Source organism: Kribbella pittospori (genome assembly GCF_004331465.1).
In the GTDB taxonomy this organism is placed as follows: domain Bacteria; phylum Actinomycetota; class Actinomycetes; order Propionibacteriales; family Kribbellaceae; genus Kribbella; species Kribbella pittospori.
This window is the reverse complement of the sequence record NZ_SJKB01000025.1, coordinates 66880-91379: the sequence shown is the minus strand read 5'-3', so window position 1 is coordinate 91379 and position 24500 is coordinate 66880. Positions and strand designations below refer to the sequence as shown.

Sequence of the window (24500 nt, the reverse complement as noted above, 5' to 3'; positions counted from 1 at the left end):
CGGCCAGCCCGCCGAGCTCGCCCCGGCGTACGTCTTCCTCGCCTCCGACGACTCGACCTACATCACCGGCGAACGCATCGGCGCCACCGGCGGCCGCCCGCTCCCCTGAACCGGCCCTTCCCGCAGGCACCGGCCTGGAACGGCCCAACCACGATGGAGCACACATGTCGATCTGGCAGCGGTTCAAGCGCCGGCGACTGGCGCACACGATCAACGAAGCAGACGCGCCGGCCGACACGGACGTGGCGATGACACGGACCGAAGGCGGCGACCCTCAGCAGCCCACGTCCACGACGACCGGCACGGCGCGAACGACGAGTTCGTCGGCCGCGTCGCCGGAGACGAGTCCGAAACCCGCCCCTCCGGCGCAGAGCAACGCGCGCAGGCGGCCCGCTCCAAGGGCCCGGACGATCCCCGGCCCGGAACAGTTTGAGGTCGCCACCTCGTGCGTCGCTGGAGCGCTCGGCCAACTTGAAGATTTCGATGCCTGAGGCAACCCTGCTTCGACCGACAGGCGCGGATGCCTCAGGCGATGGGGATCGCAGGTACCGTCAGCGACACGGAACTGAACGAGGCCCCCGGCCCCGAGCACACCCGGACGACCGCCGCGCACCGCAGGGACAAGACGTCACCCCCGGCACCCAAGGGAGCCCGATCGAGCCGCCAGACTGACAGCAGGCCACCAATTGGCGGTACGCGGTCAAGGTTGCGAGATGTCCTCGACGACTTGCTCCTCTGGCGGCCGGACGTCCCGGAACGTGCGCAGCAGTAGAAGGTCGTACGAGATCTTCAGCGCGCCTCCGATGACGAGCGGCCAGCCGAACGGGGAGTGGCCCAGCAGCCAGCCGGCCAGGATGGGCGGCACCACGGACGCCAGGCTGCGCGGTACGTTCGTCACGCTCGCAGCTGCCGGGCGCTCGGCCGGCGAGACGACCGCCATCACGTACGACGTACGCACCGGAACGTCCATCTGCGACAGCGCTGAGCGGACCAGCAGCGCGGCGATCGCCGCCCGCGCGTCCGGCATGAAAGCGGCGAGGATCAGGAAGCCGTTCGCCGGCAGATGGGTGAATACCATCGTCCGCACGAGCCCGATGCGACGAGCGATCCGCACGGCGACGAGCGACGAGAACGCCGAAAGCAGACCGGCCCAGAAGAACACCGCGCCGCTGATGGCGATCGACAGATCGAACCGTCGCTGCAACCACAGCACGACGAGTGCGGTGAGCACGAAGCCGCCGCCGAACGCATCCAGCGTGAAGAGTGCGGCGAGGCGGTACACGATGCCGCGTGACGGACCCAGCGCGACAGCCGGCGCCTCGGTCGGAGGCTCGATCGCCGACGACAGCGAGCGGTAGCGCAGGAGTACCGTCGCGCCGAGTACGGCATAGCCGACGAACGTCCAGCGCAGCGCGGTCTCGTCGCTGACTTCGACTCGTGCCGCGATCCACTCGGGAACGGCCGCGCACAGCGCGCCGAACGCCGCGACGAGCGAGCCGATCAGTGTGTAGCGGGCGAACAGGCCCGTCCGCTGGCTGTCCGGCGCAGTGCCCGGCAGCAGCGCCTGCTCGGTCGGTAGGAACACGCTGACGTCGCCGCCCGAGGGGTTCAGCGTGCCGACGAAAGCGACCACGAGCAGCACCCAGAACCCGTTCGCCGCGGCGAAACCGAGCCCGGTCAGGACCATCAGAACCGACACAAGCTGCAGCAGGCGGCGCCGGCCGACTCGGTGGCCGCGCAGCCCGACGCCGAGCGTCAACGCCGCCGAGCCGAGCAGCGTCGCGGCCACGACGGCTCCGATGCGGGCGCCCGAGAGACCGAGCGCGGCGAGGTACCCGGCGAGCACCACGCTCACGATCCCGTCGCCGAATGCCCGGATCCCCCGCGTCTGCAACAAGACGGCGGCGTCGTGACCGGTGCCCAGCGGGAGGATTCGCACCGATGCATCATCATCGATCACCCCTTGCGGCCGCATCGGGTTTAGAAACCCACCTCGACGCTTGGGTTGGCACTCCAGTCGTGATCGAGGGTCTGGTTGCGATCACCGCGGGTCCGAACCGCTTCGCAGATCTCCGGCGTTGGTCAGCGGCCCGCGTTCTCGAGCATCGTCAGGAGTTTGCGGAGCGCCGTGAGCGTTGCCAGTTCGACGACCTCGGGCGGATCGCCGTCGAACTCGTGGTGTGCGGATTCCTCGTGCGAGCCGCTGCTGACGGCCAGGTAGACAGTGCCGGCCGGGTGACCCTCGTCGGGATCGGGACCACCGACGCCGGTGACCGCTACGGCGAAATCGGCGTTCGTCAGCCGGGCGACGCCCCGAGCCATCTGCTCGGCACACCGTGCCGTCACGACGGGGCCACGGTTGACATCCAGCACCTTGAACTTGACCTCCGAGGCATAGGCGACCACGCCACCAGCGAACCAGGAGTTCGCCTCCGGAGCCGCCCCCAGTTGGCACGCGATGCTCCCACTGGTCAGCGACTCGGCGACCGCGACCGTCCAGCCCTGCTCACGAGCGACGTCAGCGATCCGCTCCGCGATCGCCGCGGTTTCTCCACTCAATGCACCAGCTCCAGCCATTCCGCGATTCTCCACCCCAAGCGTTCCGGATCAGCAACCGGCACAGTCGGGCAGCATTCGCGACGCCTGACCTTCTGTTCTCCTTCGCGCTCCAAGCACGCCAGCAGTTCCACCACCCAGGCGGCGGAACTTCCACTGCCGCTGATCGTTGACGGACGGACAGGAAAGACTGGACCAGCTCAGCACATAGCGAGCCAGGTCGACGCCTCGATCTGCCAATGCGTGTGAATGTTCGCGCGGCCCCGCCTTGCTAGCCTCGAGTTGCCCGGTCCGGACTGGGTGCACAGGGAGAGGTGGGCAGATGCGCTGGTATGTCCGGCACTTCTACGACGTAGGTCTCGCGGTGGGATTCATTGCGCTGGCTTGTGGTGTGCTGGTCTCGCTGGACACGCTGCAGCAGATCCTGCTCCTGAGCTTCGCAGTGCTGTGCGTGCACGAGTTCGAGGAGTACGGCTGGCCTGGCGGCTTCCCGTCGTACATGAACCGCGTGATGTTCCCCAAGATCGCGGCCAGGCTCGGCAAGGAGAGCGGTCCGTCGGATCGCTACATCCTCAACCAGGTCAACTCGGTCTTCGTCAACGTCCTGGCGGCGTACCCGTTCTATGCTGTGCCGATCTTCTTCCCCGACCTGATCTGGCTCGGGCTTGCCCCGATCCTGTTCAACCTGGTTGAACTGCTGATCCACGGCGTCGGAGCCGTCGTCGCCACCAAGAGTCCCTACAACCCCGGCCTGCTCAGTTGCCTGCCCTGGCTGGTCCTCAGCGTCTGGTACATCGTCGAGGTCACCCGCAACGACCTCGCATCCGGCGCGGACTGGGCGATCGCCGTCGGCTACCTGATCGTCTGGATCGTCGTCGCGCTGCCGGTGGGCACGTTCGTACTCCTGTCCGACCGCAACTCCCGCTATCCCTTCGCTCCCGAGGAACTGTCCCGCTTCGAGAAGTACACACGGCGCATCCACACAGTCATCCACCCCTGACCTCCGGTCGGAATACGCTGTTCAGCCGGCGTCGGCTGTCGCTTCGACGGCCTGGAGGATCAGTCGGGTCGCGGCCTCGGGCTGAGACACGAACGACACGTGCGACGCCGCGACCTCCACGATCGTCGCGTTCGCACGCTCGGCCATGAACCGCTGCAGCGCCGGCGGGATCGCCTTGTCCTCAGTGCCCAGCAAATACCAGCAGGGCAACGTATTCCACGCCGGCGGCGCCGACGGCGTGGCGGCGAACGCCGCGGCGGCGTACGGCCGCTGTGCCGCCGCCATCACTGCGGCCGTCGCGGGATCGACGTCGGCGGCGAAGGCTTCGCGGAACGCCTCCGGGGCGAGGTAGAGGTCGGTCCCCTCGGTCCCGTCGGGGTTGGTGAACGGAACGGGCCTGATCGACGGCCCCACCAGACTGCCTTCGAACCTCTCCAGGAGCTCTTGCTGGCTCTCGCCGACGTCACACATCCAGCCGTTGAGGTAGACGAGCGCTCGAACCTGCTCGCTGCCGATGGCGGCAGTGGAGATCACATTCCCGCCATACGAGTGCCCGACGAGCACGATCGGACCACTAATCGTCCGCAGGAACTCAGCCAGGTACGCCGCGTCGCCGGCCAGATCGCGAAGCGGGTTGCCAAACCCGATGACGGAGTACCCACGCTCCTGGAGCGCGCGGATCTCGGCGTCGAAACCAGTCGCGTCGGCCCAGGCACCGTGAACCAAGACGATCGTCGGCGTCTCAGCAGCCATTCTCATCACCCCTCCTCTGTTGACGGTCTACCAATATGGCGACTGTAGTCCGGAGAGTCTCGATCAGCGCCTGCTCAATGGTCAGCCGATGTTGTCGGGACATTGATCGGGAGCTGACAGGTTGCTGTCGTGCCGCCACCCGGTGGGCTGTCGACGGACAGGCAACTCGTCGCGCGGCGTGAGGATCCGCAGCCTGCAGTCCGCCTCCGTCACGCCGATCGACCCCGATGACGTCGAGGGGCACGCCCGGATCGCGGACGCGACCAGCATCCCGATCGCGGTCGGCGAACACGTCTACACCCGGACGGTATTCCGTGACCTGCGGGTGCACCAGCACCTCGGAGTCGCTCATCCCGGTGCTCCGATGATCGAGTGCATTCCCTGGCTGCAGGAGTTGTTCCACGAGCCGGCCGACATCCGGGCCGGCGCCTTCCACGCGTCGACCACCTTCACCGACGACGCATTCGCGCAGTACCGGCGACTCGGCTGCACGGGTGGGCAAGAAGAGTGCGGCGACGGGCAAGTTCGGGGTGCGTGGGCGGCCTAGCGTCGTCGCATGAGTCAGCATCATGAGGAATTCGCACAGTTCATGCCGGCGGGACAGTTCGATCTGACCAAGGAGTTGGGTCGGTGGCGCGAGTTGCGTGATCTCGCGATACCCGACGACGTTGCCGCCGCGATGGATCGCGCCACCGTCGCGTTGGCCGCATCTGGGCTCGGGGGCGAGATTGTCTCGGTCGGCAGCCGGGCGCCGGGTTTCGTCCTGGCGAACGCGGCCGGCGACAAGGTCTCCCTCGAGGATCTCCTCGCCCGCGGACCGGTGGTGATCTCTTTCTATCGCGGCGTTTGGTGCCCGTTCTGCAACCTGGAGCAGAGGGCATTGCAGCAGGCGCTGCCGCAGATCGTCGAACACGGTGCGGCACTGGTCGCGATCTCGGGCATGACGCCCACCAACTCGACAGCCATGATCGAGCAGAACGGCCTGACGTACGAGGTACTCACCGATCCCGGACTGCTGGTGGCGCGAAGCTACGGTCTGGTGTTCGAACTGCCGGAATACCTGCGCCAGGCGTACGCCCGATTGGGACACCCGATTCCGCGCTACAACGGCACGACCGAGCACACGTTACCTGTCCCCGCCACCTTCGTCGTGGATTCCGCCGGCGTCATCAGGTTCGCGTACGCCGTTCCCAACTACATGTACCGTGCCGATCCAGCTCATGTGATTGCCGCATTAGCCGCGCTGCCGACGTAGCACAACCGGCGCCACGCCGTACCGCTCCCGGAAGACCCGGCTGAAATGCGCAGGGCTGGCGAACCCCCACCTCCGCGCCACCACGCCGACCGGATCGGACCCGAAGAGCAGGTCGTCGTAGCTGCGGGCGAGCCGTCGGTGCCGGATGTAACCGCCCAGACTGATCCCGAGCCCGCCCATCGCGACATAGAGGGTTCGCACCGACACCGAGTGGACGGCGGCGATGACCGGCGGGCTCAGCTTCGGGTCGTCGAGGTTGGCGTCGATGTAGTCGAGCACCCGCTCCCGCAACTGCAAGGCCGGCCACGGCCGGAGCGGTTCCGTACCGCCGGTCTGTAGTTGATCGAGCGGTCTCAGCAGTTCGGTGACCAGCAATGCCGACGCCGCGCGGGCGCCGTCGCTCATCGTCGGCAGTTGGTCGTTCAGCACCGACAGCACCTGGACGAGAGACCGCGTCGGCGCATGGTCCCCCGGCAACGTCTGGACGAACGAACGGCGGTACCCAGGCAGCGCCGTCGCGGCCACCGAGCGCGGCACGATCAGGGTCGTCTTGGTCAACGGTTCCAGGATCTCGTAGCCGCCGGTGGCGGCGCCGTCCCAGATCATCGCGTCGCCCGGCCCGAGTACGACGCGTTCACCGTCCAGGTCGACGGCCTGCCGCCCGGACTCGATGAAGTGCAGCCCGATCACGTCACGGGTGTTCGCAGTCACCTGCCGTCGGGTACGCCGCCCGCGGTGCGGGAACACCGACGTCCTCAGCAGCGACATCTCGCCCAGCTGGTTCTCCCGCACATCTGCCGCGAAGTTCTGCTGCGGACCACGCACCATGTCGATGGCGAACGCCAGATGAGTACTGGCCAGAATCTCGCACCACGCGCCGAAGCGGTCCCGCAGTGGAATCTCCGCCATACTCCACTGCCGCTCCTGATCCACGACCTCCACCGTACCCACCGATGCGCGCGAGGCGAGGGCGATCTGTTTCGTGTTCGCGTTGTGCCGGGAGGCGGCCGTCGTCAAGAGCTGCCGCAGTGCGGGGTCGCCCGAACACCTGCAGAGCGGTTCAAGCACTGGCTACCTATCCGTCGGCTGTCCTTCGGCGTGGCCGGATGAGGTCGGCTGCTCGTTCGGCGATGGCGTAGACGGTGGCGTTGGTGTTGGCGGAGATCGGTGACGGCATGACTGACGCGTCGGCGACCCGGAGGTTGCGGATGCCGTGGACGTGCAGGCTCCGGTCGACCACGGATCGGTCGTCGATCCCGATGGCGCAGGTTCCCGCGTAGTGCGAGTAGCTCCGGAGATTGGTGCGGATGTACCTGTACAGGTCTGTTTCGGCGCCCGGAAGCACCTCGCTCCCCCGCCACCGGCCGAGGGCCGGCGCGGCGCCGATCTCGCGGGCGGTGCGCAGACCTTCAGCCACGATGTCGAGGTCACGCGGGTCGCTGTAGTACGCCGGATCGATGACCGGTCGGGCATCGGGATCGCTGCCAGCCAAGCGAATCGAACCACGACTGTACGGCGACACCAGCGAGACCATGATCGAGTAGCCGTGACCGATGTCGGGGCCAGGCAACGAGTCCTCGCGCAGCGGTACGTCGACGAACATGACCTGCACATCCGGACCATGCTCACCGATCCCCGTACTCAGCATGCCCTGGACCTCACCGTGGTTGTTCAGCCCCGGCGGCACCGGCTCGGCAGACTGGTAGACCACGCCGCAGAGGGGATGGTCGTGCAGGTTCGCCCCGACGCCCGGTAGGTCCGCAACCACCTTGATACCAAGGGATTTCAGATGATCCGCTGGCCCGATGCCGGACAGCATCAGCAACTGCGGACTGCCGACCGCGCCGGCAGCAAGGACGACTTCCCCCGTGCATTCGGCGACGAACGTCTCGCCGCGCACGTCGTACTCCACTGCCCTGCACCCGTTGTCGTCCAGGAGCAACCGCCGTACCAGCGCACCGGTGACCACGGTGAGGTTCGGCCGGCTCATCGCCGCGATGAGATAGGCATCGGCCGCGCTTTGGCGCCGGCCGTCGACGATGTTCAGGTCGCAGAAACCGAAGCCCTCCTCCAGGCCGCCGCTGATGTCGTGCGCGATCGGATACCCCGACTGTGCCGCCGCCGCCACGCCGGCCGTCGAGATCGGATGCGGTTGTACGGCGGGTCCGGGCATCAGCGGGCCGTCCACCCCACGCAGCGCGGGATCGCGCCCCTTGGTGCTCTCGCTCCGTTTGAAGAACGGCAGCAGATCGTCGAATCCCCAGCCCTTCGCGCCGGCCTCGGCCCAGGCGTCGTACCCGGCTCGATGCCCGCGGACGAAGTTCATCGCGTTGATCGACGAGGACCCGCCCAGCCCGCGGCCGCGCGGCCACGGCACCCGCGCTCCCGTCACCTGCTGAGGCACAGTTTGATCCGCCCAGTCGGCCGCGGACCCCATCAACGCAGGCCACGCCGGTGGAACCGCCATCAGTTCCAGCGGCTCCGCCCCACCCGCCTCGAGCAACAACACCGGTTCGCCGCTCTCCGACAACCGAGCCGCCAACACACACCCCGCCGTACCAGCACCCACGACGACGTACTCATAACTACGCATTTCGATTCCTCCTGGAGTGGTTCCGGCGGTGGAGGTCACCGCCGGAACCAACTGCCTTTGTCAGCGGGCGGTCAGGGTGCCCAGGAGGCCGTGCATCTCGGCGTCGGGGCCGGCGCTGAACCAGACCGCGTTCGGACCGCCGGCTACGGCGTCGCCGTTGAGGAGACTCCACAGGCGCTCGATCTTGATCACGTGACCCTTGGTGTCGGTGAGGGTGCCCAGGAACCGGCCGGTGTGCGGGTTGTAGGCGTGGATCGTGCCGTCACCGAAGTTGCCGACCAGGAGGTCGTTGGAGAACCGGCCGAACTTCGCCGGCGCGATGTCCAGTCCCCACGGCGAGTTCAGCGCTCCGCGGGAGACGACCCGCTGCGGGTGTGTACCGATGGTCGTGAAGCGGTCGACGAAGCCGCGCCCGGCGCCGTCCGCGGTGTCGCCCTTGTCGGCGTCCTGCTTGGCGTACGCGACGTAGACGGAGTTCCCGAGAACCTGCACGTTGAAAGGCGCGAAGCCGCGCGGCAGGGACCGGTCACGGAACATGCCGCGCGCGTTGATCTTGTGGAACGACGAGTCGAAGACGTCGATGCTGTTGTTGTGGAAGTTTGCCGCCAGCAACAGTGGACCGAACTTGCTCTGCACCTCGGTGAGGCCGGTGTAGATCGCACCGGGCGTGGTGGCGACAGTGACCGCCTGGGTGCCGGCCGCGCCGTTCCAGGCGGCGATCGTCCCGCCGATTGTGGCGAACACGAAGTTGGCCGGCGCGTTGGTGCCGGGTACGACGAAACCGGACGACGCACTGTTGAAGGTCTGGCCGGTGACCAGGCCACCGGGAATCTTGACCACCAACTGCTTGCCCGCGGGGGCGGTCGCGACCGGGCTGCCGTTGACGGCGCCGGTGTACAGCGTCGAGACGCCGGTGTCGGTGTCGGACACCCACACCGGGGTGTCAGGACCGTGAGACATTCCCCAGGCGTTCGCCAGGTTCGGGTCGGTGATCTGTGCCATTCCTGGCACGTCCGATACGAGGTTGGTCTGGGTGACGCCGTGCCGCTGCTGCGCAGGTTCGTACGGGTGACGGGCGGGCGCGGCGACGGCGGTTCCGGCTGCGACCAGCGTGGCCGAGGTCACGGCGGCCGCGGCCAGCGCGGGGAGACGCTTTGCGATCATGGAGCTGTCTTCTCCTTCGGATCTGCCGGCCGATCGGATGAGCCGGCGTGTTGATTCAACTCTCAATCAACACGCCGGGCGGCAGAATCCCCCAGCTAGGGGAATCAGTCCGAGAGGATGGCCATCAGCTCGGCGCGGCCCTGAACGCCGAACTTGACGAAGATCGCCTTGACGTGGTCGTGGAGAGTGGTCTGCGCGATGTGGAGATGCGCCGCGATCTCGGCCGTCCGGAGGCCGCTGATCAGTAGGCCGGCCACCTCGCGCTGACGAGCGCTGAGGGTGTGCAGGCGCAGCAGCAGCGAGGTGAGATCGGGCCGAGGGGCCTGGAGCAGTGTGACCGTCACCCGCGCAGGCTCGTCCGGACCGCCGTGCATGCGCCCGCCGTGGACCAGCAGCCAGCGACCATCGGCCAGGCGCACGCGGGCCGATGCGCTCTCGCGGAGTCCGGCCCCGACGGCCACGGCGTACAGGGTCGAGGTGGCGTCACCCGGCATCAGCGTCATCAGCCTGCTCGCCTCTGCGGTCGCCGAGACCTGCCGGCCCTGGAGATCGAAGGCCAGCACACTCGGCACGACCATCGAGAGGCCGGGCTCCGGCCGCTGACACAGGCTGCGCCGCAGCCCCTCACCGATATCCTCGGCGATCGCCGCAAGGAACTCCTGTTCGGCACGGTCGAAGTCGCGGGCGCCGGCCTCGCGGTAGATCGCGCCGTGGCCCCAGGTGGAACCACCGACGCGCAGTACCGTCCGCAGCCCGTCGCCGATCCCGGCCGGGCGAAGGACCCCCTGAATGCGTGGGCTTTCTGCCACGGTCGCATCATCGAGCTCATGCAGCGCCACGACCGGCGACGGGTGCACCGACAGCTCAGCCAGCTTGTGCACATCGCCGTCAGGCTCCAACTCACTGCGCCATAAGGCGCGATCGAGCTCCGGCGACTTCTGCGCCACCAGCGTGCCACTCGACAGCAACGTGTCCGGATCCAGCGTCATCCACCCGGAGACATCATGCGGAACCGTACGGCGTACCAGCGCCGATACCTCATCCAAATAACTCTGCGGATCGAGACTGCTCCGGCCAAGCCTTCGCAACGTCTCCCGGGCTGCGGCATACGTCGTTGTGAGCATCACTCCGAACACGAACGAATGGAAGCGATCGGTTCATGGCCCATCACAGATCTACAGCTGACCCCCACCGTGGATACCTGCTAGCAGGTATCAAGTCACAGGAGTTCTTTGTTCAGATGGTTCGCGAGTTCTGTTCGGGAGCGGACGGAAAGTTTGCGATAAACGCGGGTCAGGTTGGCTTCGACCGTCTTCACCGACAGGAAGAGTTCGGCGGCGGCTTCCTGGTTGGAGCGGCCGGCGCCGACCAGCTCGGCGACCCGGCGTTCGGTTTCGGTGAGCGCGCTCGTGGTGGGGTGGAGCCCGCTGCGGCTCGCTTCGTCGCGGGCTCGTTCGGCCCAGCGCGGAATGCCCAACTCCTCGAACACCGCCGCGGCCGCGTTGAGCGTCTCGACGGCCATCCCTTTGTACCCGGCGCGACGGTAGACCTGCCCGAGGGCAAGCCGCGATCGGCCGGCTTCGAAGGGGCATTCGGATCCCTTCAGATCGACGATCCGGCGAAGCTCGGCCAAGGCTCCGTCCACGTCACCGCGTGCGGCCATGAGCAGGGCCTGGCAGCGGTCGGCTGCGACGTGGGCCTCAGACCTGCCGGCTGTGCCTTGGCGCCGTAGCAGCGAGACCGCTGTCTCGATCTCGTCCAGGGCACCGACCTGGAGTGCAGCGTCGGCGTAGTCGACCGGCCACAACAACTGCTCCAGGTCGACCATCTTGGTACTGGCGAAGATCTGCGCGAGTTCACGTAGTGGTTCGAGCGCCGCCTGCCAGTTTCGCGCCGAGGTCTCCACGAATCCCACCTGCGCCAGGAAGCCGGCCAGCCAGTACGTGAGCCCGCTGGCTCTCGACCGCGCCGCCGCGCCCAATGCCAACGCGCGAGCCTCGTCCAGGTCGCCCGCGTACTCGTGGATCAGGATCCGGGCCATGTTCTCCTGCAGACCGCGACCGTTCGCCCACGCCCCCGACCGGTCCGCTTCATCGAGAGCCGCTCGGGCTTCGCGCACCTTCGAGCCCCGGATGAGGTTCAGGATCAAACAGATGTAGAGGCCGGACAGATCGCCGTACCTGCCGACCTCGATGGTCCGTACGATGCCGTCGCGGGTGTATCGCTCGGCCGACTCGTCGTCCCAGGATGCGTGGAAGCCACGGGCCCACGCCCATTCCGCGGCAGACAGCTCGAGCGCCGAGCCCTCCACCAGCTCCTCGATCTCGCGCAACGTCTCATCCGGTCGATCCAATCCCCAGAGGCGCTCGAGGTTCTGCCGTTGGTTCAGGGCCACGAGTTGAATGTCCGGACGCTGGAGCGCGACCGCTTCGGCGACCGCCATCTGGGTCAGTCTCAGCGCGAGCCTGCCGTGGCCCTCCATCCGGTGGTACTCGCTGAGTTCTTGCAGGATCTCTGCCCTGGCCTCGCTGCCTGCCGATGCGAGTCTGAACGCGTCCTCGGCGCGGGGCCGTGCATCCCGCAAGTCATCAGCCAACCGCCCCTGCCTCAGCAGCACCTGCGCGTGCTGCGCCGGAGAACCTGCCAGAGCCGAGCTCTTCTCCAATGCCGCCCGCGCCGCCAACGCATCGCCGGCACCGAGATAGATGTCCACGGCCAGGAGCCAGCGCCGCAAACTCTCGGTGGTCTCGATATCGGTCGGAGTGGCCAGCGCAGCCGCTTCCAGCAGCTCCCCCGCCAACTGCTGGGCACCGCGGCCGCGCGAGATCTCGGCCGCGCGTTCGAGTTCAGCGGCGACCATCTCGTCAGGGGCCGTGATCGACTTCGAACGATGCCGTGCCCGCTCGACCGGATCTTCGAGCTTCTCGGCGAGAACTCTGTGGGTACGACGCCGATCCTCTGGCGCGGCGCCGTCGTACATCGCCGACGCCAGCAGCGGGTGGGTGAACGCGACCACCGCCCCCGCGCCGACCGTCGCCACGTCCCAGTCGCTCGCCGCCTCGAGGGCCGACCGCAGCCGGGCTTCCTCGACGATCCGTTGCAACTGGGCGACCGTGAGCCGCCCGGCCGCGGACACCAGCAACAGCACCTCGCGAGCGTCCTCCGGCAGCAGCGAAACCTTCTCGGCCAGCAGGCCTGCCAGGCTCGGTGGAATGGGGAAGATCGGATCGCTGCCCTGCTGGGCACCCCAGCGCCACTTCGACAGGTCGGATTGCATCGCCTGCGCGATCATCAGCGCCAGGAACGGATTCCCGCCACTGGCGCGGGCCACCCCGGCGCTCATCGGCGGGGTCCACCGCCGCCCAAGCCGTAGACGCAGTAGTTGCCCAATCGCCCAATCCGGCAAGGGCGCCAGAACGAGCTCCTGGCGCGGCTCGGCCAGCACCCGAATCAGATCCGCACCCGCGTCCGGATCGGGCCTCGATGCGACGACGACACTGATGCGCCGCGGGTCGACGTTGCGTAACGCGAACGCGAGACTGCCGACGCTGGCCTGATCCAGCCACTGCAGATCATCGACGATCAGCGTGACGGGCTCGGCCTCACCGAGCTGCGTGAGAAGAGTCCGAACCGCCAGCGGCACGGCCAAGGCATCGACCCCGCGCTCATCGGGCTCGGCTCGCTGCAGAGCCACCGCCAGTGCACGCCGCTGCGGGCCCGGCAGCCGGTCTTCGACTCCCTCCGCGCATTGATTCACCAGCTCGGCCAACCCCGCGAACGGCAGACCACGGTCGAACTGGGTCGGCATGACCGACAGCACCCGCCGTCCCCGCCGCTGAGCCAGCTGATTCGCCACTTTCAGCAGGCTGCTCTTGCCAAGACCAGGCTCCGCGATCGCGACCGCGCTGCCGCCCCGGTCCAGCACATCTCGGACCAATCGCACAGCGTCCTCACGGCCGAACAGGCCGTAGGCGGCCGCCGTCCCCTCATCCATCAGGTCATCATCCGGCACCCCACACCCCCAGATCGAGGGTCGGGGCCGCACCTTGCCAAGGGTTTTCCCTCATGCCGTGAGAGCAGTCCAACCCCTAGCGTCACCAGACATCAGCCCAAACCCCAGGAGGCACGCCATGAACGCAACCACCCAACCCGCCGTACTGCTCATCCACGGCGGATTCGTCGACGGCTCCGGCTGGCGAGGCGTCTACGACCGGCTCCGCGCGCAAGGGCACCGGGTCCTCATCGTGCAGAACCCGACGGTGTCGCTCGAAGGCGACGTGACCGCGACCAAGCAGGTCCTCGACGAGGTCGACGGCCCCGCGATCCTCGTCGGCCACTCGTACGGCGGTGCCGTCATCACCGAGACCGGCAGCGACGACCGCGTCGCCGGACTCGTCTACATCGCGGCATTCGCGCCGGACAAGGGTGAGTCGGTGAACACGCTGATCGCCGACCCGCCCGCGGGTGCGCCAGTGCCGCCGATCCTGCCGCCGCGCGACGGCTACCTGTTCCTGGACCGGGACAAGTTCCACGACTCCTTCGCCGGCGACCTGCCCGTCGACGAAGCCGCGTTCATGGCCGACTCCCAGATCCCCTGGGGCGTCGACGCCCTCGCCGGCTCGGTGACCGAACCCGGCTGGCGGACCAAGCCGAGCTGGTACCTGGTCGCCGCCGACGACCGGATGATCCCGCCGCCGGCCCAGCGTCAGATGGCCGAGCGCGCCGGCGCGACCGTCCGCGAGGTCTCCGGCAGCCACTCCGTCTACGTCTCCCAACCCCAAGCCGTCGCCGACCTCATCCACACCGCCGTCCAGTCCCTCGGCTGACGCACGCATCCCCGCAAGAGGCAGGAGTTCACCATGGGTACCAACGTCACTCGCCGCCAGGTGCTGGCGGCCGGTGCGGCCGCGGCTGGGTCGGCTGCGCTGATAGCCAGTCCACTCGGAGCGAACGCGGCGCCCGCTGCCACAGCTCAGGCCGCCAAGCCGAAGGTCAAGCCGACCATCGTGTTGGTCCACGGCGGGTACGCCGACTCGTCGTGCTGGAACGCAGTCATCCAGAAGTTGCAGCGCGACGGCTTCACTACGATCGCGGGGTCGAACCCGCTGCGGGGCATCCCCACCGATGCGCCGTACATCGGGAGTCTGCTGGACTCGATCACCGGGCCGGTCGTGCTGGTCGCACACTCCATGGGCGGAACCGTCATCACGAACGCCGCAGCCGGAAAGACCAACGTCAAGGCGCTGGTCTACATCGCCGCGTTCGCGCCCGACGTAGGCGAGACGCAAGGAGAGCTGATCAACAAGTTCCCAGGGAGCCTCATCGAGCCTGTGAGCGTGGGGGTTCCCTACACGAAGCCCGACGGCACCACCGGGATCGACCTCTACCTGAGCACGGACGGCCAAGCGGCCTTCGCCGCCGACGTGCCCACCGACACCTTCCGAATCATGCAGGCAACCCAGCGGCCATTCGACGCGGACTCCTTCATCTATCCGACTCAGGCGGCCGCATGGCGAAGCATCCCGTCATGGGGACTGGTCGCCGGCCGGGACAAGGCGATCCCGCCCGCATGCGAGCGCTGGATGTACAGCCGTGCAAACTTCCGCAAGGTCGTCGAGGTGCGCACCTCGTCCCACGTCGCAATGATCAGTCACCCGCAGACCACCGCAGACCTGATCCGGGAGGCCGCCAACGCAACCTCCTGACCTGCCGGTGCCGGGCGCTCAGGAGCTGCGGGCTGCGGCCGCGATGTTGGCCTCCAGGTGGTCGATATTGCTGCTGCCGGGGATCGCCACTGTGACCGGCGAGCGGTCGAGGAGCCACGCGAGACGGGTCTGCGCGGCCGTCAGCCCGGTTCGCGCGGGAGGTGTGTCGTTCGCGGCGTACCCGATCGGTCCGAAGGCCAGGTAGGGAATCCCGCGCTCCGTGCAGAAGTCGAGCGTCGCCGTGTCGCTCTGGTCGCTGTAGCTGAACAGGTTCGACACACTGGCGACGGGTCCGCGCGCGTGTGTGCGGCGTACCTGGTCGAGGGTGACGTTCGACAGTCCGACGGTGCGAAGTACGAGGTCCACATGACCAAGGCCGACGGAACCGAGATCACAGTCAAGCTCGACGCCAACTTCAAGGTCACGTCCAACATCAACGGCCGAGGCTGAGCCACCCGCGCGCATCAGCGCCGTCTGCCACATGGGTCGGCACACTTGCTTGGCGGCGCCGCCTAGAACAGGCATCGAAGTATGCTGACCCCAGAGCGCAATGGAACGCCCACAAGTAGGTGGTGCCCGATCATGAATGTGCTGCTGATAGGTGCGCCGGCCTCGGGTAAAGGCACGCAGGGCGACCGGCTGTCCCAGCGTCTCGGTCTGGAGCACATCGCAGCCGGCGACCGGCTGCGCGCCGAGGCGACGGCCGGGACACCGCTGGGCAAGGAGATCGCCCCCTACCTTGACCGGGGCGAGCTCGTCCCAGACCGGCTCGTGATCGATCTGATCCTGCCCGAAGTACTCGCGGCCGCGCAGCGCAATGGCTACATCCTGGAGGGTTTCCCCCGTTCAGTGAGCCAGGCCACCCTGGCCGAACAAGCAGGACCCGGGCCGGACGTGGTGATCTTCCTCGATGCACCTCGCGACGTGCTCATCGAGCGCACCCTGGCTCGAGCGCAGGCAGAAGGCCGAAGCGACGATACCGAGGACGTCGTCCACCGCCGGCTCCGGGTCTTCGACGAGGTAACCAAGCCGCTGGTCGACTACTACCGCGGTCAGGGGCTTCTGCACACCGTCGATGCGAGCCAGGACGTCGACGACGTGACGAAAGATATCCTGGCCGCCCTAGAACCGTGAAGGCCGCTCAAAGCCCAGGTTCACTAAGCCCCGATCGACCGCCCGCGGCCAGGAGAGGCGAAGGCACGAAATCCCAGTGCCTGAGATCTACCTGCTGCGGCAAATCGAAGGGGCCGGTGGTCTACCGCCCGGCAGTCACTGGCCTGGCTCGGATCCACCCTCGGCGAACTCCCACCATGCCAATGGCAGCCAGTCAGTGCCGACGAACGCATCCACACTCGCCCCACGGCCCGTGATCAGGACACTGGTCCCCGGCGGGTACACGACACCTGACAGGCCTGGGACGGAAACGAGCAAGGTCCCGATCCGCCGCCACATCTGCTGCTCCTCACCTGTGGGGGGATGACACTAGCCACATGAGGGATGACCCTCGCGGCTTCCCGGCAGTCTACTTTGTGGAGCGCATGCTGGCTGTGAGCGATCCCGCCGCTTCTACACGCTGCAGAGTCGGATTTTCGCTCGGGACCGGTCCCGGAGCAGACGGCCGCGCGTCGAATCAGAGGTCTGCATCGATGGGAGTTGCCCGACATGAAGGCTGTTGTCTACAAAGCACCGTTCCAGGTAGCGATCGAAGAGGTGGAGGATCCGCGGATTGAGCACCCGAGTGACGTGATCGTACGGATCACGACGAGCGCGATCTGCGGTTCGGATCTGCACATGTACGAGGGGCGAACCGCGGCCGAGCCCGGCATCGTCTTCGGGCACGAGAACCTGGGCATCGTCGAGCAGGTCGGGTCCGGGGTCACCTCACTCATGCAGGGCGATCGTGTCGTGATGCCGTTCAACGTCGCCTGCGGCTTCTGCAAGAACTGTGTCGACGGCTACACCGCATACTGCCTGACCGTGAACCCCGGATTCGCCGGCGGCGCATACGGGTACGTGGCCATGGGCCCGTACAAAGGCGGCCAGGCGGAGTACCTGCGTGTCCCCTACGCCGACTTCAACTGTCTGAAGCTGCCCGCGGGCACCGAGCACGAGTCCGACTTCGTACTGCTCGCCGACATCTTCCCGACCGGCTACCACGGTTGCGAGCTGGCCGCGGTCTCCCCGGGCGAGAGCGTCGCCGTGTTCGGCGGCGGACCGGTCGGCCTGATGGCCGCCTACTCCGCGCTGCTCCGGGGCGCCTCCAGGGTCCTGGTCGTCGACCGGGTACCCGAACGGCTGCAGAAGGCTCAAGACCTCGGGGCCATCCCGATCAACTTCCAGCAGGCTGACGCGGTCGAACAGATCAAGGAGCACACCAACGGCGAGGGCACCGACAAGGGGATCGACGCCGTCGGCTACCAGGCCCAGTCTTCCGCGGGGGGCCGCGAGGAGCCCGCCGTGGTCCTCAACGCGCTGATCCAGTCCGTTCGAGCGACCGGAAGGCTCGGAGTGCCGGGGCTCTATGTACCGGCCGACCCCGGCGCGCCGGACGAGGCCGCAAAGCAAGGGATGCTCCTGGTGGCCGTCGGCAAGCTCTTCGAGAAGGGCCTGCGCATCGGCACCGGGCAATGCAACGTGAAGCGCTACAACCGGCAACTCCGCGATCTCATCATCACCGGCCGCGCAGCGCCGAGCTTCGTCGTCTCCCACGAGCTGCCCCTCGACGAGGCACCCACTGCCTACGAGAAGTTCGACAAACGCGTCGAGGGCTACACCAAAGTGCTTCTGCACCCATAGGGGTAAAGCACAGCGATGCTCCTGACCTCCAACACCAGCAGCCGGTGCGGGGCCGGTGGTGTCGCGCGGGTGGACGCCGACCCTTCCTTGGCCGATGTGGCTTGGCGGTCAGTGTGTGGCGGCGTGCTCGTGGGGCCTGACTTCGGTTCCTTCGGAGGAACCGCTCGTTTCGCGTACTCCACCCAGCGAGACCAGGTCGCGACGGAACAGTGACGCCAGCGCCCAGTCCAGCCCAATGCGAGCCTTGCGGTTGATGGTCGGTATCTGCGTCAGGTGGTAGGTACGGTGCAAGACCCACGCAGGTAGGCCCCGCAGTCGAACTCCGTAAAGCTCGGCCACTCCCTTGTGGAGGCCAAGGCTTGCGATGGAGCCGGCGTACCGGTGGGCATAGGGCCGTGCGGACTGTCCGTGGAGCACTGCGACGAGGTTGTCAGCGAGGTGCCGGGCCTGGCGGACTGCGTGCTGGGCCGTGGGTGGCGTCGTCACTCCCCGGTTCGTGAGATCAGGGACGGCGGCACAGTCACCCGCGCTCCACGCGTCCTCCGTGCCGACCACGCGGAGGTCAGCTCCGACCCGGACACGCCCTTTCTCATCGAGGGCCAGGTCGGTGCTGCGGAGTATTGGGTGCGGCTGCACACCTGCGGTCCACACGAGCGTGCCGGCGTCGAACTCGGTACCGTCGGAGAGCCGGATCCGCCTGTCGACAGCCGACTCCAGCCGGGTGTTCAGGCGCAGGTCGATGCCACGTCGGCTGAGCTCTGCGGCGGCGCGGCGGCCCACATCCTCTCCTACCTCGTGAAGGATCCGTCCGGTGAGCTCCACGAGCATCCAGTGGAGGTCGGCGGGCCTGACATGGCGGTAGTAGCGGCACGCGGAGCGGGTCATGTCCTCGAGTTCGCCGAGCGCCTCGATCCCGGCGAAGCCTCCTCCTACGACGACGAACGTCAGGGCGCATCGGCGTACCTCCGGATCATGCGTCGTTTCCGCGAGGTCAAGCCTGCTGAGGACGTGGTTGCGCAAGGCAATGGCCTCCTCGATCCTCTTGAAGCCGATGCCGCACTCCTCGAGGCCGGGAACGGGCGGCAGACGTGTGACCGCGCCGACTGCTACCACCAGATGGTCGTACGAGAGGTCATAGGAAGGGCCTTCCGACGGCTGGACCGTCACGCGATGGTCCAGGTGCGCAACTCGGGTGGCGCGAGCGCTGAGCACCTCTACCCCGGGCAGCACTCGGCGCAAGGGAACGACGACGTGGCGCGGCTCAACAGTCCCGGTCGCGGCTTCGGCAAGGAACGGCTGGTAGGTCATGAAGTTGCGCGGGGTCACGAAGAGTAGTTCGGCCTCGCCGCGGAGCCGGCGTTGGAGCCGACGCGCGCAGAACAGGCCGGTGAACCCGCCGCCAACGATGACGATGCGTGGCGAGGTTGATGTCATGGCGGTGAGACTGGCAACACGGTGATCGTGACGCATCCCCACTTCACGTAGTCCTCCGCACCGACTCGCCGACTGGCCGAGGTTGTGAATGCCGGGGCCGCTGTCGCTGGGGCGGCCGGCAGGGAAGACTGGGTTGATGGATGGCGAGCGAGTAGTACCGCGGGGTCAGTTTCCGCCGATCGGCGACTACGCGTTCCTGTCGGACTGTGAGACGACAGCCCTGGTCGGTCCGGACGGCGGGGTGGAGTGGCTGTGCCTTCCGCGGATGGACTCGCCGAGCGTGTTCGGTGCGATCCTCGACCGGGATGCCGGGTCGTTCCGCGTCAGCCCGACCGGCGTCGAGGTGCCGTCGGCCCAGCGCTACATCCCGGGCACGCTGGTGCTGGAAACCAGTTGGTGGACGCCCGGCGGCTGGTTGGTGGTCACCGACGCGCTGCTGATGGGACCGTGGCATCACGAGACGGAGCGGTCGGCCACGCACCGGCGGTCGCCGACCGACTACGACGCGGACCACGTGCTACTGCGCCGGATCCGCTGCGTCACCGGAGAAGTCCAGGTCCGGATGCACTGCCACCCGGTGTTCGACTACGGCCGCCTACAGGCGCAGTGGAGCTACTCGAGCGAGGGCTACCACCAGGCGGTCGCGACCGCGGACGGCACACTGCGCGACCTGCGGCTGACGACCGATCTCAACGTCGGGTTCGAGGGGGCCACGGCGATCGCGCGGACGCTGCTCAAGCAGGGCCAGGACCGGTTCGTCGCGTTGTCGTGGAGCGACCACGAGGCGCCACGCACGATCAAAGAGGCCGATGCCCGACTACGCTGGACCTGCCATCACTGGCAGCACTGGCTGGACGGCGGACGGTTCCCGGACCACCCGTGGCGGGGCTATCTGCAGCGCAGCGCACTGACACTCAAGGGCCTGACTTTCGCCCCCACCGGCGCGGTCGTCGCCGCGCCGACCACCTCGCTGCCGGAGACACCTGGCGGGGTGCGGAACTGGGACTACCGCTACACCTGGATGCGCGACACCACCGGCACGCTGTGGGCCTTGCTCGTGCTGGGCTTCGACTGGGAGGCGGGCGACTTCTTCCACTTCGTCGCCGACATCGCCACGGCCGAGGGCGGCGACCTTCAGATCATGTACGGCGTCGACGGTGAGCGGGTGCTGACCGAGTCCGTGCTGGACCACCTGTCCGGGTACGACGACTCGCGGCCGGTGCGGATCGGCAACGCGGCCTACGTCCAGGACCAGCACGACGTCTGGGGCGCGGTGGTCGGCGCGATCGCCCTCTACACCGGCGCCCGGCGCCGGGTCGACGACCGGCTGTGGACGATCGTCCAGACCGAGGTCAAGTGCGCGCTCGAACGATGGCGAGAGCCCGACCACGGCATTTGGGAGGTGCGGAGTGCACCGCGGCACTTCACCTCGTCGAAGGTCGCCTGCTGGGTCGCGGCCGACGCCGGCGCACGGCTGGCGACCGGCCGAGGCGAGGTAAAGCTCGCCGCCGAGTGGCGAAGGGCAGCCGACGAGATCCGCGCCGACGTGCTGGCGCACGCCGTCGACGAGCGTGGCGTCTTCGTCCAGCACTACGGCACCACCGCCCTCGATGCGTCGGTCCTGCTGATCCCGCTGCTCGGGTTCCTTCCCGGCACCGACGAACGGGTCCGCGCCACCGTGCTGGTCATCGCCGATGAGCTCAGCGAGAACGAGCTCGTGCTGCGCTACCGCGTCGACGAGACCGAGGACGGGCTGGTCGGTGATGAGGGCACTTTCACGATCTGCTCGTTCTGGTTGGTGTCCGCGCTGGTTGCGATCGGCGAGCTGGACCGCGCGAGGGTGCTCTGCGAGAAGCTGCTGTCCTGCGCCAGCCCGTTGGGACTGTACGCCGAGGAGATCGACGCCTTGAGCGGCCGGCATCTCGGGAACTTCCCGCAGGCATTCACGCATCTTGCCCTGATCCATGCGGTGACCGCCGTCATCGGGGCCGAGGAGCAGGCCGGGCTCTGAGGAGGCTTCGGCTCAGACGCGCACCAGGAAGTCGTGCACCAGCCGGATCGCCAGCGCTCCATCGCCCACGGCTGCGGCGACGCGCTCGACCGATCCGCTGCGGGCGTCCGGCCACGAACACACCCCGCCAGCTCGTCTCCAGCTGCAGCCAGGTCGGCCCGGGTGGGTCGAGCACCTGTCCGCCGGTCAGCACGAACCCGTTGTCGGGCACTGCCACGCGGCCTCCGAGCCATTGCGAGTGCAGCGTGCTGCCGATGAAAACCAACAACGCGCGGGTTGGCTCGATGCGCTGCTTCCCCGTCTCGAGGTCCTCGATGGCCCCCTCCTCCATCGAACGGTGACGTCATGCTGGGCGCTGCTGTCGATCTCCGACCGGCGTGCCGCCCGGGTAACACCGGGTATTCGGAGCGGCGAGAGCTGGCCTTCCTTCGCAAGCTCTACCGCAACTCGGTGCCGACTCGCGACTGGCGTTGACCCGGCTGATCGTCGAGCGGACGACCTGTTGTCGGCGGCGTGGTGCAGGGTGAAGCGGCTAGTACACGCGCACCGCGATCTTGTTGTCGACCGAGGCCACTCCGGGCGCAGACCAGGCCACGCGCTCCGCCTCTTTCCTCTCAGCCCATGAACGGACGGTTCCCTTCAGGATGATCCTGTCCCCATGCACTTCGATAGTTATCCGTTCGGCGTCTGTCTCGGCGCTGCGCACGAGCGCATCCTCGATCCTCTTCTTCAGCTCGTCCGGTGATGGCTTGACCCGTGGTGTGACCTTGATGAGATTGCTCACCCCACGCACGCCCGACAGACGGCGAACAGCCCGCTCCGCGTCGTACTTCTGGAACTGCCACTCGACTTCACCACGAAGAGTGACCCAACCCCCGGATACCGTGACGTCAAGCTTCTCGATCGGCACCATCGCATCCCATTCCAGCGCGCGGGTTGCGGCTGCTGCAATGTCGGCGTCGGTGCGTTCGGCAGAACTCGGGAGCCGAACCTCGATGTCGTTGGCGACTGCGGCCACCCCTCGCACATTGTGGGCGGCCCGCTCTGCCGCCCACTTCTTGAGGAAGGAATCCACCCAGCCCGTCAGAACCACGATGCCGTCCTTCACCGCGACGCCGACCTCGTTGGGCTGAACGCGGGCGTCCCACTTGAGCTCCTCCAAAACCTCCCGCTGGATCTCCTCATCGCTTACCGTTGTCGTTGCTGTCGCCATTGGTTATTCCCTCCCGGCTGGTCTCGTTCTGATGATGTGCAGACGCATGCCGACCGATCCGGTTCGGCCTTCGCGTCTCCTCGTTCGCTCCCACTTGCGGCTCACACACTGGCAACCTCGACGGTGAGCGCTTGGCCGGATCAGCAGCCTTTCGCGAACGGTTCCACCTGTACGGCGGACAAGCATCCCCGGAATGCGTAGTCCGCATGGTTGCCGTGAGCACGCGCTCTTACCCAGGAAGTTGTGGGTGGTGTGCGTGAACTCACGAGCAACCGCGCGGTCAGGGAATGCGACCGGTTCTCGCTGGCTGATCAGGCCCGAGGGCGACTCCACGAGGGCATCAGCAATTTGTTTGCACTCGGTCGACTGCGTTCGTGTCGAGTCCGAAAGTTGATCCTGTGGTGTTGCCCGACGGGGAGCGGTCGGTGCCGGCCGGCTAGAAGCGCTCGTACACCTTGTGGGCGAGATCTCCTACTGCTGAACCGGCGGCGGACCACAGTTGCCTCCCCCGGTTCTGGAACATCAGGCGCGGGCTGATCACTCGTCGGCGAGTTTGCGCAGGAGATCTGCCAGGTCGTTCTCCGCCAGGTCGGCGAAATCGGCCAGGCTGATGTTGGCGGCTTGCTGGCGCAGGTCGGTCAGCCGGCGTTCGCCGGGGCGTTCGCCGAAGTGGTGCTCCCTGCTGCGGATGAACGTCTCCGTGAGCTCGACCAACTGATCCTCGGCGAGCCGGTCGCGCAGGGCGGGCAGGATCTCGGTCTCCTCGCGCCGGAAGTGGTGGTCGGCCTCGTCGGCGAGCTCGGTCAGAATGCTGTCGAAGACCGCGTCGTCGGGGTCGACACGTCCCAGCTTGACCAGCAGGTCTTCGGTGCGGAGATGTTCGCGCTGACCACGGCCGACTCCCTCGACATCACCGGCGTCGCGTGCCCATGGATAGACCACGTCCTCCTCGGCGCGGTCGTGCGCGATCAGCAGGGCGGACAACACCGGGCGCAGCATCGGCCGGCGGTGTCGATACCGGTCGAGCTGGTCGAACAGCCGCGCGATCTCCCGGTGGTCCTGCTTGACGAGATCGATCAGATCTTTGGCCATGCCCGTTCTCCCTGCTGCGCTTGTCCGCCTACCTGGCCTGCCACAAGATGGAGTACTCGGCCCGTACCTCGGCGGTGAGGAAATCGATGCCGATTGTAGGAACCGAGCAGCCGCGCGCAGATCACAAGATCAGGTGGTTTCCGACCCGGCGTACTCAGCTTTCTGCCGGCGCACGAGGCAACGTGGTCGACCTGGTGAAGCTGTCCGACGAGGGACAGCGACTGCAGCGGACCGGTTGGCTTCGCTGGTCAACGCCGCCACGTGGAGGTGAAGTAGGCGCAGCCGCACCGGGCTCGGCGCCTGGCTCGTCACAGGACCCGCGAGGCGACCCTCCGACTCGGTCCTTGGGTGGCTCGAGCAACGACGCGACGGGGTCCTGGCAGCCCGATGGCTCTCCACGTCGCCAGAGCAGCCGGCTTAGACGACTGGTACTTCGCTGACGAGGTCCGGTACGTCCTTCGCCTCGCGGAGGAACACGCGAAGCTGGCCCGACTCGTTGGCGTCCTCTGCGAAGATCTGCAGCGCCACGGCGACCGCGTCGTGGTCCTGGTCGAGCAGCTCCCGCCAGCCTTCCCACAGGACCAGCTCGGGCTCGCCGGTCGACCTGTCCCTGAGAGAGTCGGCCAGGGCATCCCAGTTCCGTCCGAACCAGCGCGGCAGGTCGAAGGCCCTCGCACAGACGTCGAGGAAGCCGGCCTTGTCATGTACGCCGGTCGTGTCGAGCAGGACGAAGTTCCAGCCCGCGGCCGTCACGCCGCGGCGTACCTGCTCGGTGCTCAGGTCGGAACGCCAGCGGTACACGCCGGGCCGCAGCCCCTTGCATAGCAACGTGCACAGCTCAGTCATCCGACGGCCTGTCGCTGCATGACTCCACTCCTACCTAGGGATACCCGGTCATGATGACCGGCACGGCGTACTCAGAGATCCC

Annotated in this window: 24 protein-coding genes; 10 read left to right on the top strand and 14 right to left on the bottom strand. The window is 67.5% G+C overall.

Annotation, left to right across the window (positions count from 1 at the left end):
• Window positions 1-164: 164 nt before the first annotated feature.
• Window positions 165-491, top strand: a complete 327-nt coding sequence (locus E0H73_RS42000; RefSeq protein ID WP_131366269.1) for a hypothetical protein — start codon at window positions 165-167, stop codon at window positions 489-491.
• Between the two features lie 209 nt (window positions 492-700).
• Here E0H73_RS42000 and E0H73_RS41995 read toward each other — a convergent pair whose 3' ends face one another.
• Window positions 701-1939, bottom strand: coding sequence for an MFS transporter (locus tag E0H73_RS41995; RefSeq protein ID WP_202867854.1), 1239 nt, complete (start codon window positions 1937-1939; stop codon window positions 701-703).
• A 143-nt stretch (window positions 1940-2082) separates the two neighbouring features.
• Window positions 2083-2577: a CinA family protein gene (locus E0H73_RS41990; RefSeq protein WP_131366265.1), complete on the bottom strand. Its 495-nt coding sequence runs from the start codon at window positions 2575-2577 to the stop codon at window positions 2083-2085.
• Between the two features lie 301 nt (window positions 2578-2878).
• Here E0H73_RS41990 and E0H73_RS41985 point away from each other — a divergent pair, with 301 nt between their 5' ends.
• Window positions 2879-3556: an HXXEE domain-containing protein gene (locus tag E0H73_RS41985; RefSeq protein ID WP_131366263.1), complete on the top strand. Its 678-nt coding sequence runs from the start codon at window positions 2879-2881 to the stop codon at window positions 3554-3556.
• A 21-nt stretch (window positions 3557-3577) separates the two neighbouring features.
• Here E0H73_RS41985 and E0H73_RS41980 read toward each other — a convergent pair whose 3' ends face one another.
• Window positions 3578-4315: an alpha/beta fold hydrolase gene (locus tag E0H73_RS41980; protein WP_238164618.1), complete on the bottom strand. Its 738-nt coding sequence runs from the start codon at window positions 4313-4315 to the stop codon at window positions 3578-3580.
• Window positions 4316-4487: 172 nt separating this feature from the next.
• On the opposite strand from E0H73_RS41980, the gene E0H73_RS41975 reads away from it, so the two are divergent.
• Both E0H73_RS41975 and E0H73_RS41970 read left to right on the top strand, forming a co-directional pair.
• Window positions 4488-4856 (top strand): enolase C-terminal domain-like protein, encoded by a 369-nt coding sequence (locus E0H73_RS41975; RefSeq protein WP_131366261.1) that lies wholly within the window; start codon window positions 4488-4490, stop codon window positions 4854-4856.
• Between the two features lie 9 nt (window positions 4857-4865).
• Window positions 4866-5564 carry a peroxiredoxin-like family protein gene (locus E0H73_RS41970; RefSeq protein WP_202867853.1) on the top strand — a complete coding sequence of 233 codons (699 nt, stop codon included), beginning with the start codon at window positions 4866-4868 and terminating at the stop codon, window positions 5562-5564.
• On the opposite strand, the gene E0H73_RS41965 is transcribed toward E0H73_RS41970, so the two are convergent.
• The 5 genes from E0H73_RS41965 to E0H73_RS41945 form a co-directional block, all read right to left on the bottom strand.
• Window positions 5544-6497, bottom strand: coding sequence for a helix-turn-helix domain-containing protein (locus E0H73_RS41965; protein ID WP_131366259.1), 954 nt, complete (start codon window positions 6495-6497; stop codon window positions 5544-5546). The genes E0H73_RS41970 and E0H73_RS41965 overlap by 21 nt on opposite strands.
• A gap of 142 nt (window positions 6498-6639) precedes the next feature.
• The gene (locus E0H73_RS41960; RefSeq protein ID WP_131366257.1) at window positions 6640-8157 is read right to left on the bottom strand and encodes a GMC family oxidoreductase; all 1518 of its coding nucleotides are present in this window, start codon (window positions 8155-8157) and stop codon (window positions 6640-6642) included.
• A 60-nt stretch (window positions 8158-8217) separates the two neighbouring features.
• A complete protein-coding gene (locus tag E0H73_RS41955; protein ID WP_131366255.1) occupies window positions 8218-9321 on the bottom strand; it encodes a TIGR03118 family protein in 1104 nt (367 codons plus the stop codon).
• 104 nt (window positions 9322-9425) lie between these two features.
• Window positions 9426-10457, bottom strand: a complete 1032-nt coding sequence (locus tag E0H73_RS41950; protein ID WP_131366253.1) for a response regulator transcription factor — start codon at window positions 10455-10457, stop codon at window positions 9426-9428.
• An 83-nt stretch (window positions 10458-10540) separates the two neighbouring features.
• Window positions 10541-13315, bottom strand: a complete 2775-nt coding sequence (locus tag E0H73_RS41945) for a helix-turn-helix transcriptional regulator (protein WP_131366251.1) — start codon at window positions 13313-13315, stop codon at window positions 10541-10543.
• A 136-nt stretch (window positions 13316-13451) separates the two neighbouring features.
• On the opposite strand from E0H73_RS41945, the gene E0H73_RS41940 reads away from it, so the two are divergent.
• Window positions 13452-14147, top strand: coding sequence for an alpha/beta fold hydrolase (locus E0H73_RS41940; RefSeq protein WP_131366249.1), 696 nt, complete (start codon window positions 13452-13454; stop codon window positions 14145-14147).
• Window positions 14148-14180: 33 nt separating this feature from the next.
• Complete coding sequence (locus E0H73_RS41935) at window positions 14181-15026, top strand: alpha/beta fold hydrolase (RefSeq protein ID WP_131366247.1); 846 nt, start codon at window positions 14181-14183, stop codon at window positions 15024-15026.
• A gap of 18 nt (window positions 15027-15044) precedes the next feature.
• Here E0H73_RS41935 and E0H73_RS41930 read toward each other — a convergent pair whose 3' ends face one another.
• Entirely contained in the window at window positions 15045-15305 is a 261-nt protein-coding gene (locus tag E0H73_RS41930; protein WP_238164617.1) for an aldo/keto reductase, read from the bottom strand.
• Between the two features lie 21 nt (window positions 15306-15326).
• On the opposite strand from E0H73_RS41930, the gene E0H73_RS47695 reads away from it, so the two are divergent.
• Together E0H73_RS47695 and E0H73_RS41925 are read left to right on the top strand one after the other, a co-directional pair.
• Window positions 15327-15476 (top strand): hypothetical protein, encoded by a 150-nt coding sequence (locus E0H73_RS47695; RefSeq protein ID WP_238164616.1) that lies wholly within the window; start codon window positions 15327-15329, stop codon window positions 15474-15476.
• Window positions 15477-15608: 132 nt separating this feature from the next.
• A complete protein-coding gene (locus tag E0H73_RS41925) occupies window positions 15609-16160 on the top strand; it encodes an adenylate kinase (protein ID WP_131366243.1) in 552 nt (183 codons plus the stop codon).
• Between the two features lie 135 nt (window positions 16161-16295).
• On the opposite strand, the gene E0H73_RS41920 is transcribed toward E0H73_RS41925, so the two are convergent.
• The gene (locus E0H73_RS41920; RefSeq protein ID WP_131366241.1) at window positions 16296-16478 is read right to left on the bottom strand and encodes a hypothetical protein; all 183 of its coding nucleotides are present in this window, start codon (window positions 16476-16478) and stop codon (window positions 16296-16298) included.
• A gap of 210 nt (window positions 16479-16688) precedes the next feature.
• On the opposite strand from E0H73_RS41920, the gene E0H73_RS41915 reads away from it, so the two are divergent.
• On the top strand, window positions 16689-17822 hold the full coding sequence (locus tag E0H73_RS41915; protein ID WP_131366239.1) for a glutathione-independent formaldehyde dehydrogenase: 1134 nt from the start codon (window positions 16689-16691) through the stop codon (window positions 17820-17822).
• A 108-nt stretch (window positions 17823-17930) separates the two neighbouring features.
• Here the strand turns inward: E0H73_RS41915 and E0H73_RS41910 are convergent, their stop codons facing one another.
• Window positions 17931-19256, bottom strand: coding sequence for an NAD(P)/FAD-dependent oxidoreductase (locus tag E0H73_RS41910; RefSeq protein WP_131366237.1), 1326 nt, complete (start codon window positions 19254-19256; stop codon window positions 17931-17933).
• Window positions 19257-19392: 136 nt separating this feature from the next.
• On the opposite strand from E0H73_RS41910, the gene E0H73_RS41905 reads away from it, so the two are divergent.
• Window positions 19393-21267, top strand: a complete 1875-nt coding sequence (locus tag E0H73_RS41905; RefSeq protein ID WP_131366235.1) for a glycoside hydrolase family 15 protein — start codon at window positions 19393-19395, stop codon at window positions 21265-21267.
• A gap of 532 nt (window positions 21268-21799) precedes the next feature.
• On the opposite strand, the gene E0H73_RS41900 is transcribed toward E0H73_RS41905, so the two are convergent.
• The 3 genes from E0H73_RS41900 to E0H73_RS41890 form a co-directional block, all read right to left on the bottom strand.
• A complete protein-coding gene (locus tag E0H73_RS41900) occupies window positions 21800-22480 on the bottom strand; it encodes a BON domain-containing protein (protein ID WP_131366233.1) in 681 nt (226 codons plus the stop codon).
• A 537-nt stretch (window positions 22481-23017) separates the two neighbouring features.
• Complete coding sequence (locus E0H73_RS41895; protein ID WP_131366231.1) at window positions 23018-23572, bottom strand: hemerythrin domain-containing protein; 555 nt, start codon at window positions 23570-23572, stop codon at window positions 23018-23020.
• A 417-nt stretch (window positions 23573-23989) separates the two neighbouring features.
• Complete coding sequence (locus E0H73_RS41890; protein WP_131366229.1) at window positions 23990-24418, bottom strand: barstar family protein; 429 nt, start codon at window positions 24416-24418, stop codon at window positions 23990-23992.
• Window positions 24419-24500: the final 82 nt, after the last annotated feature.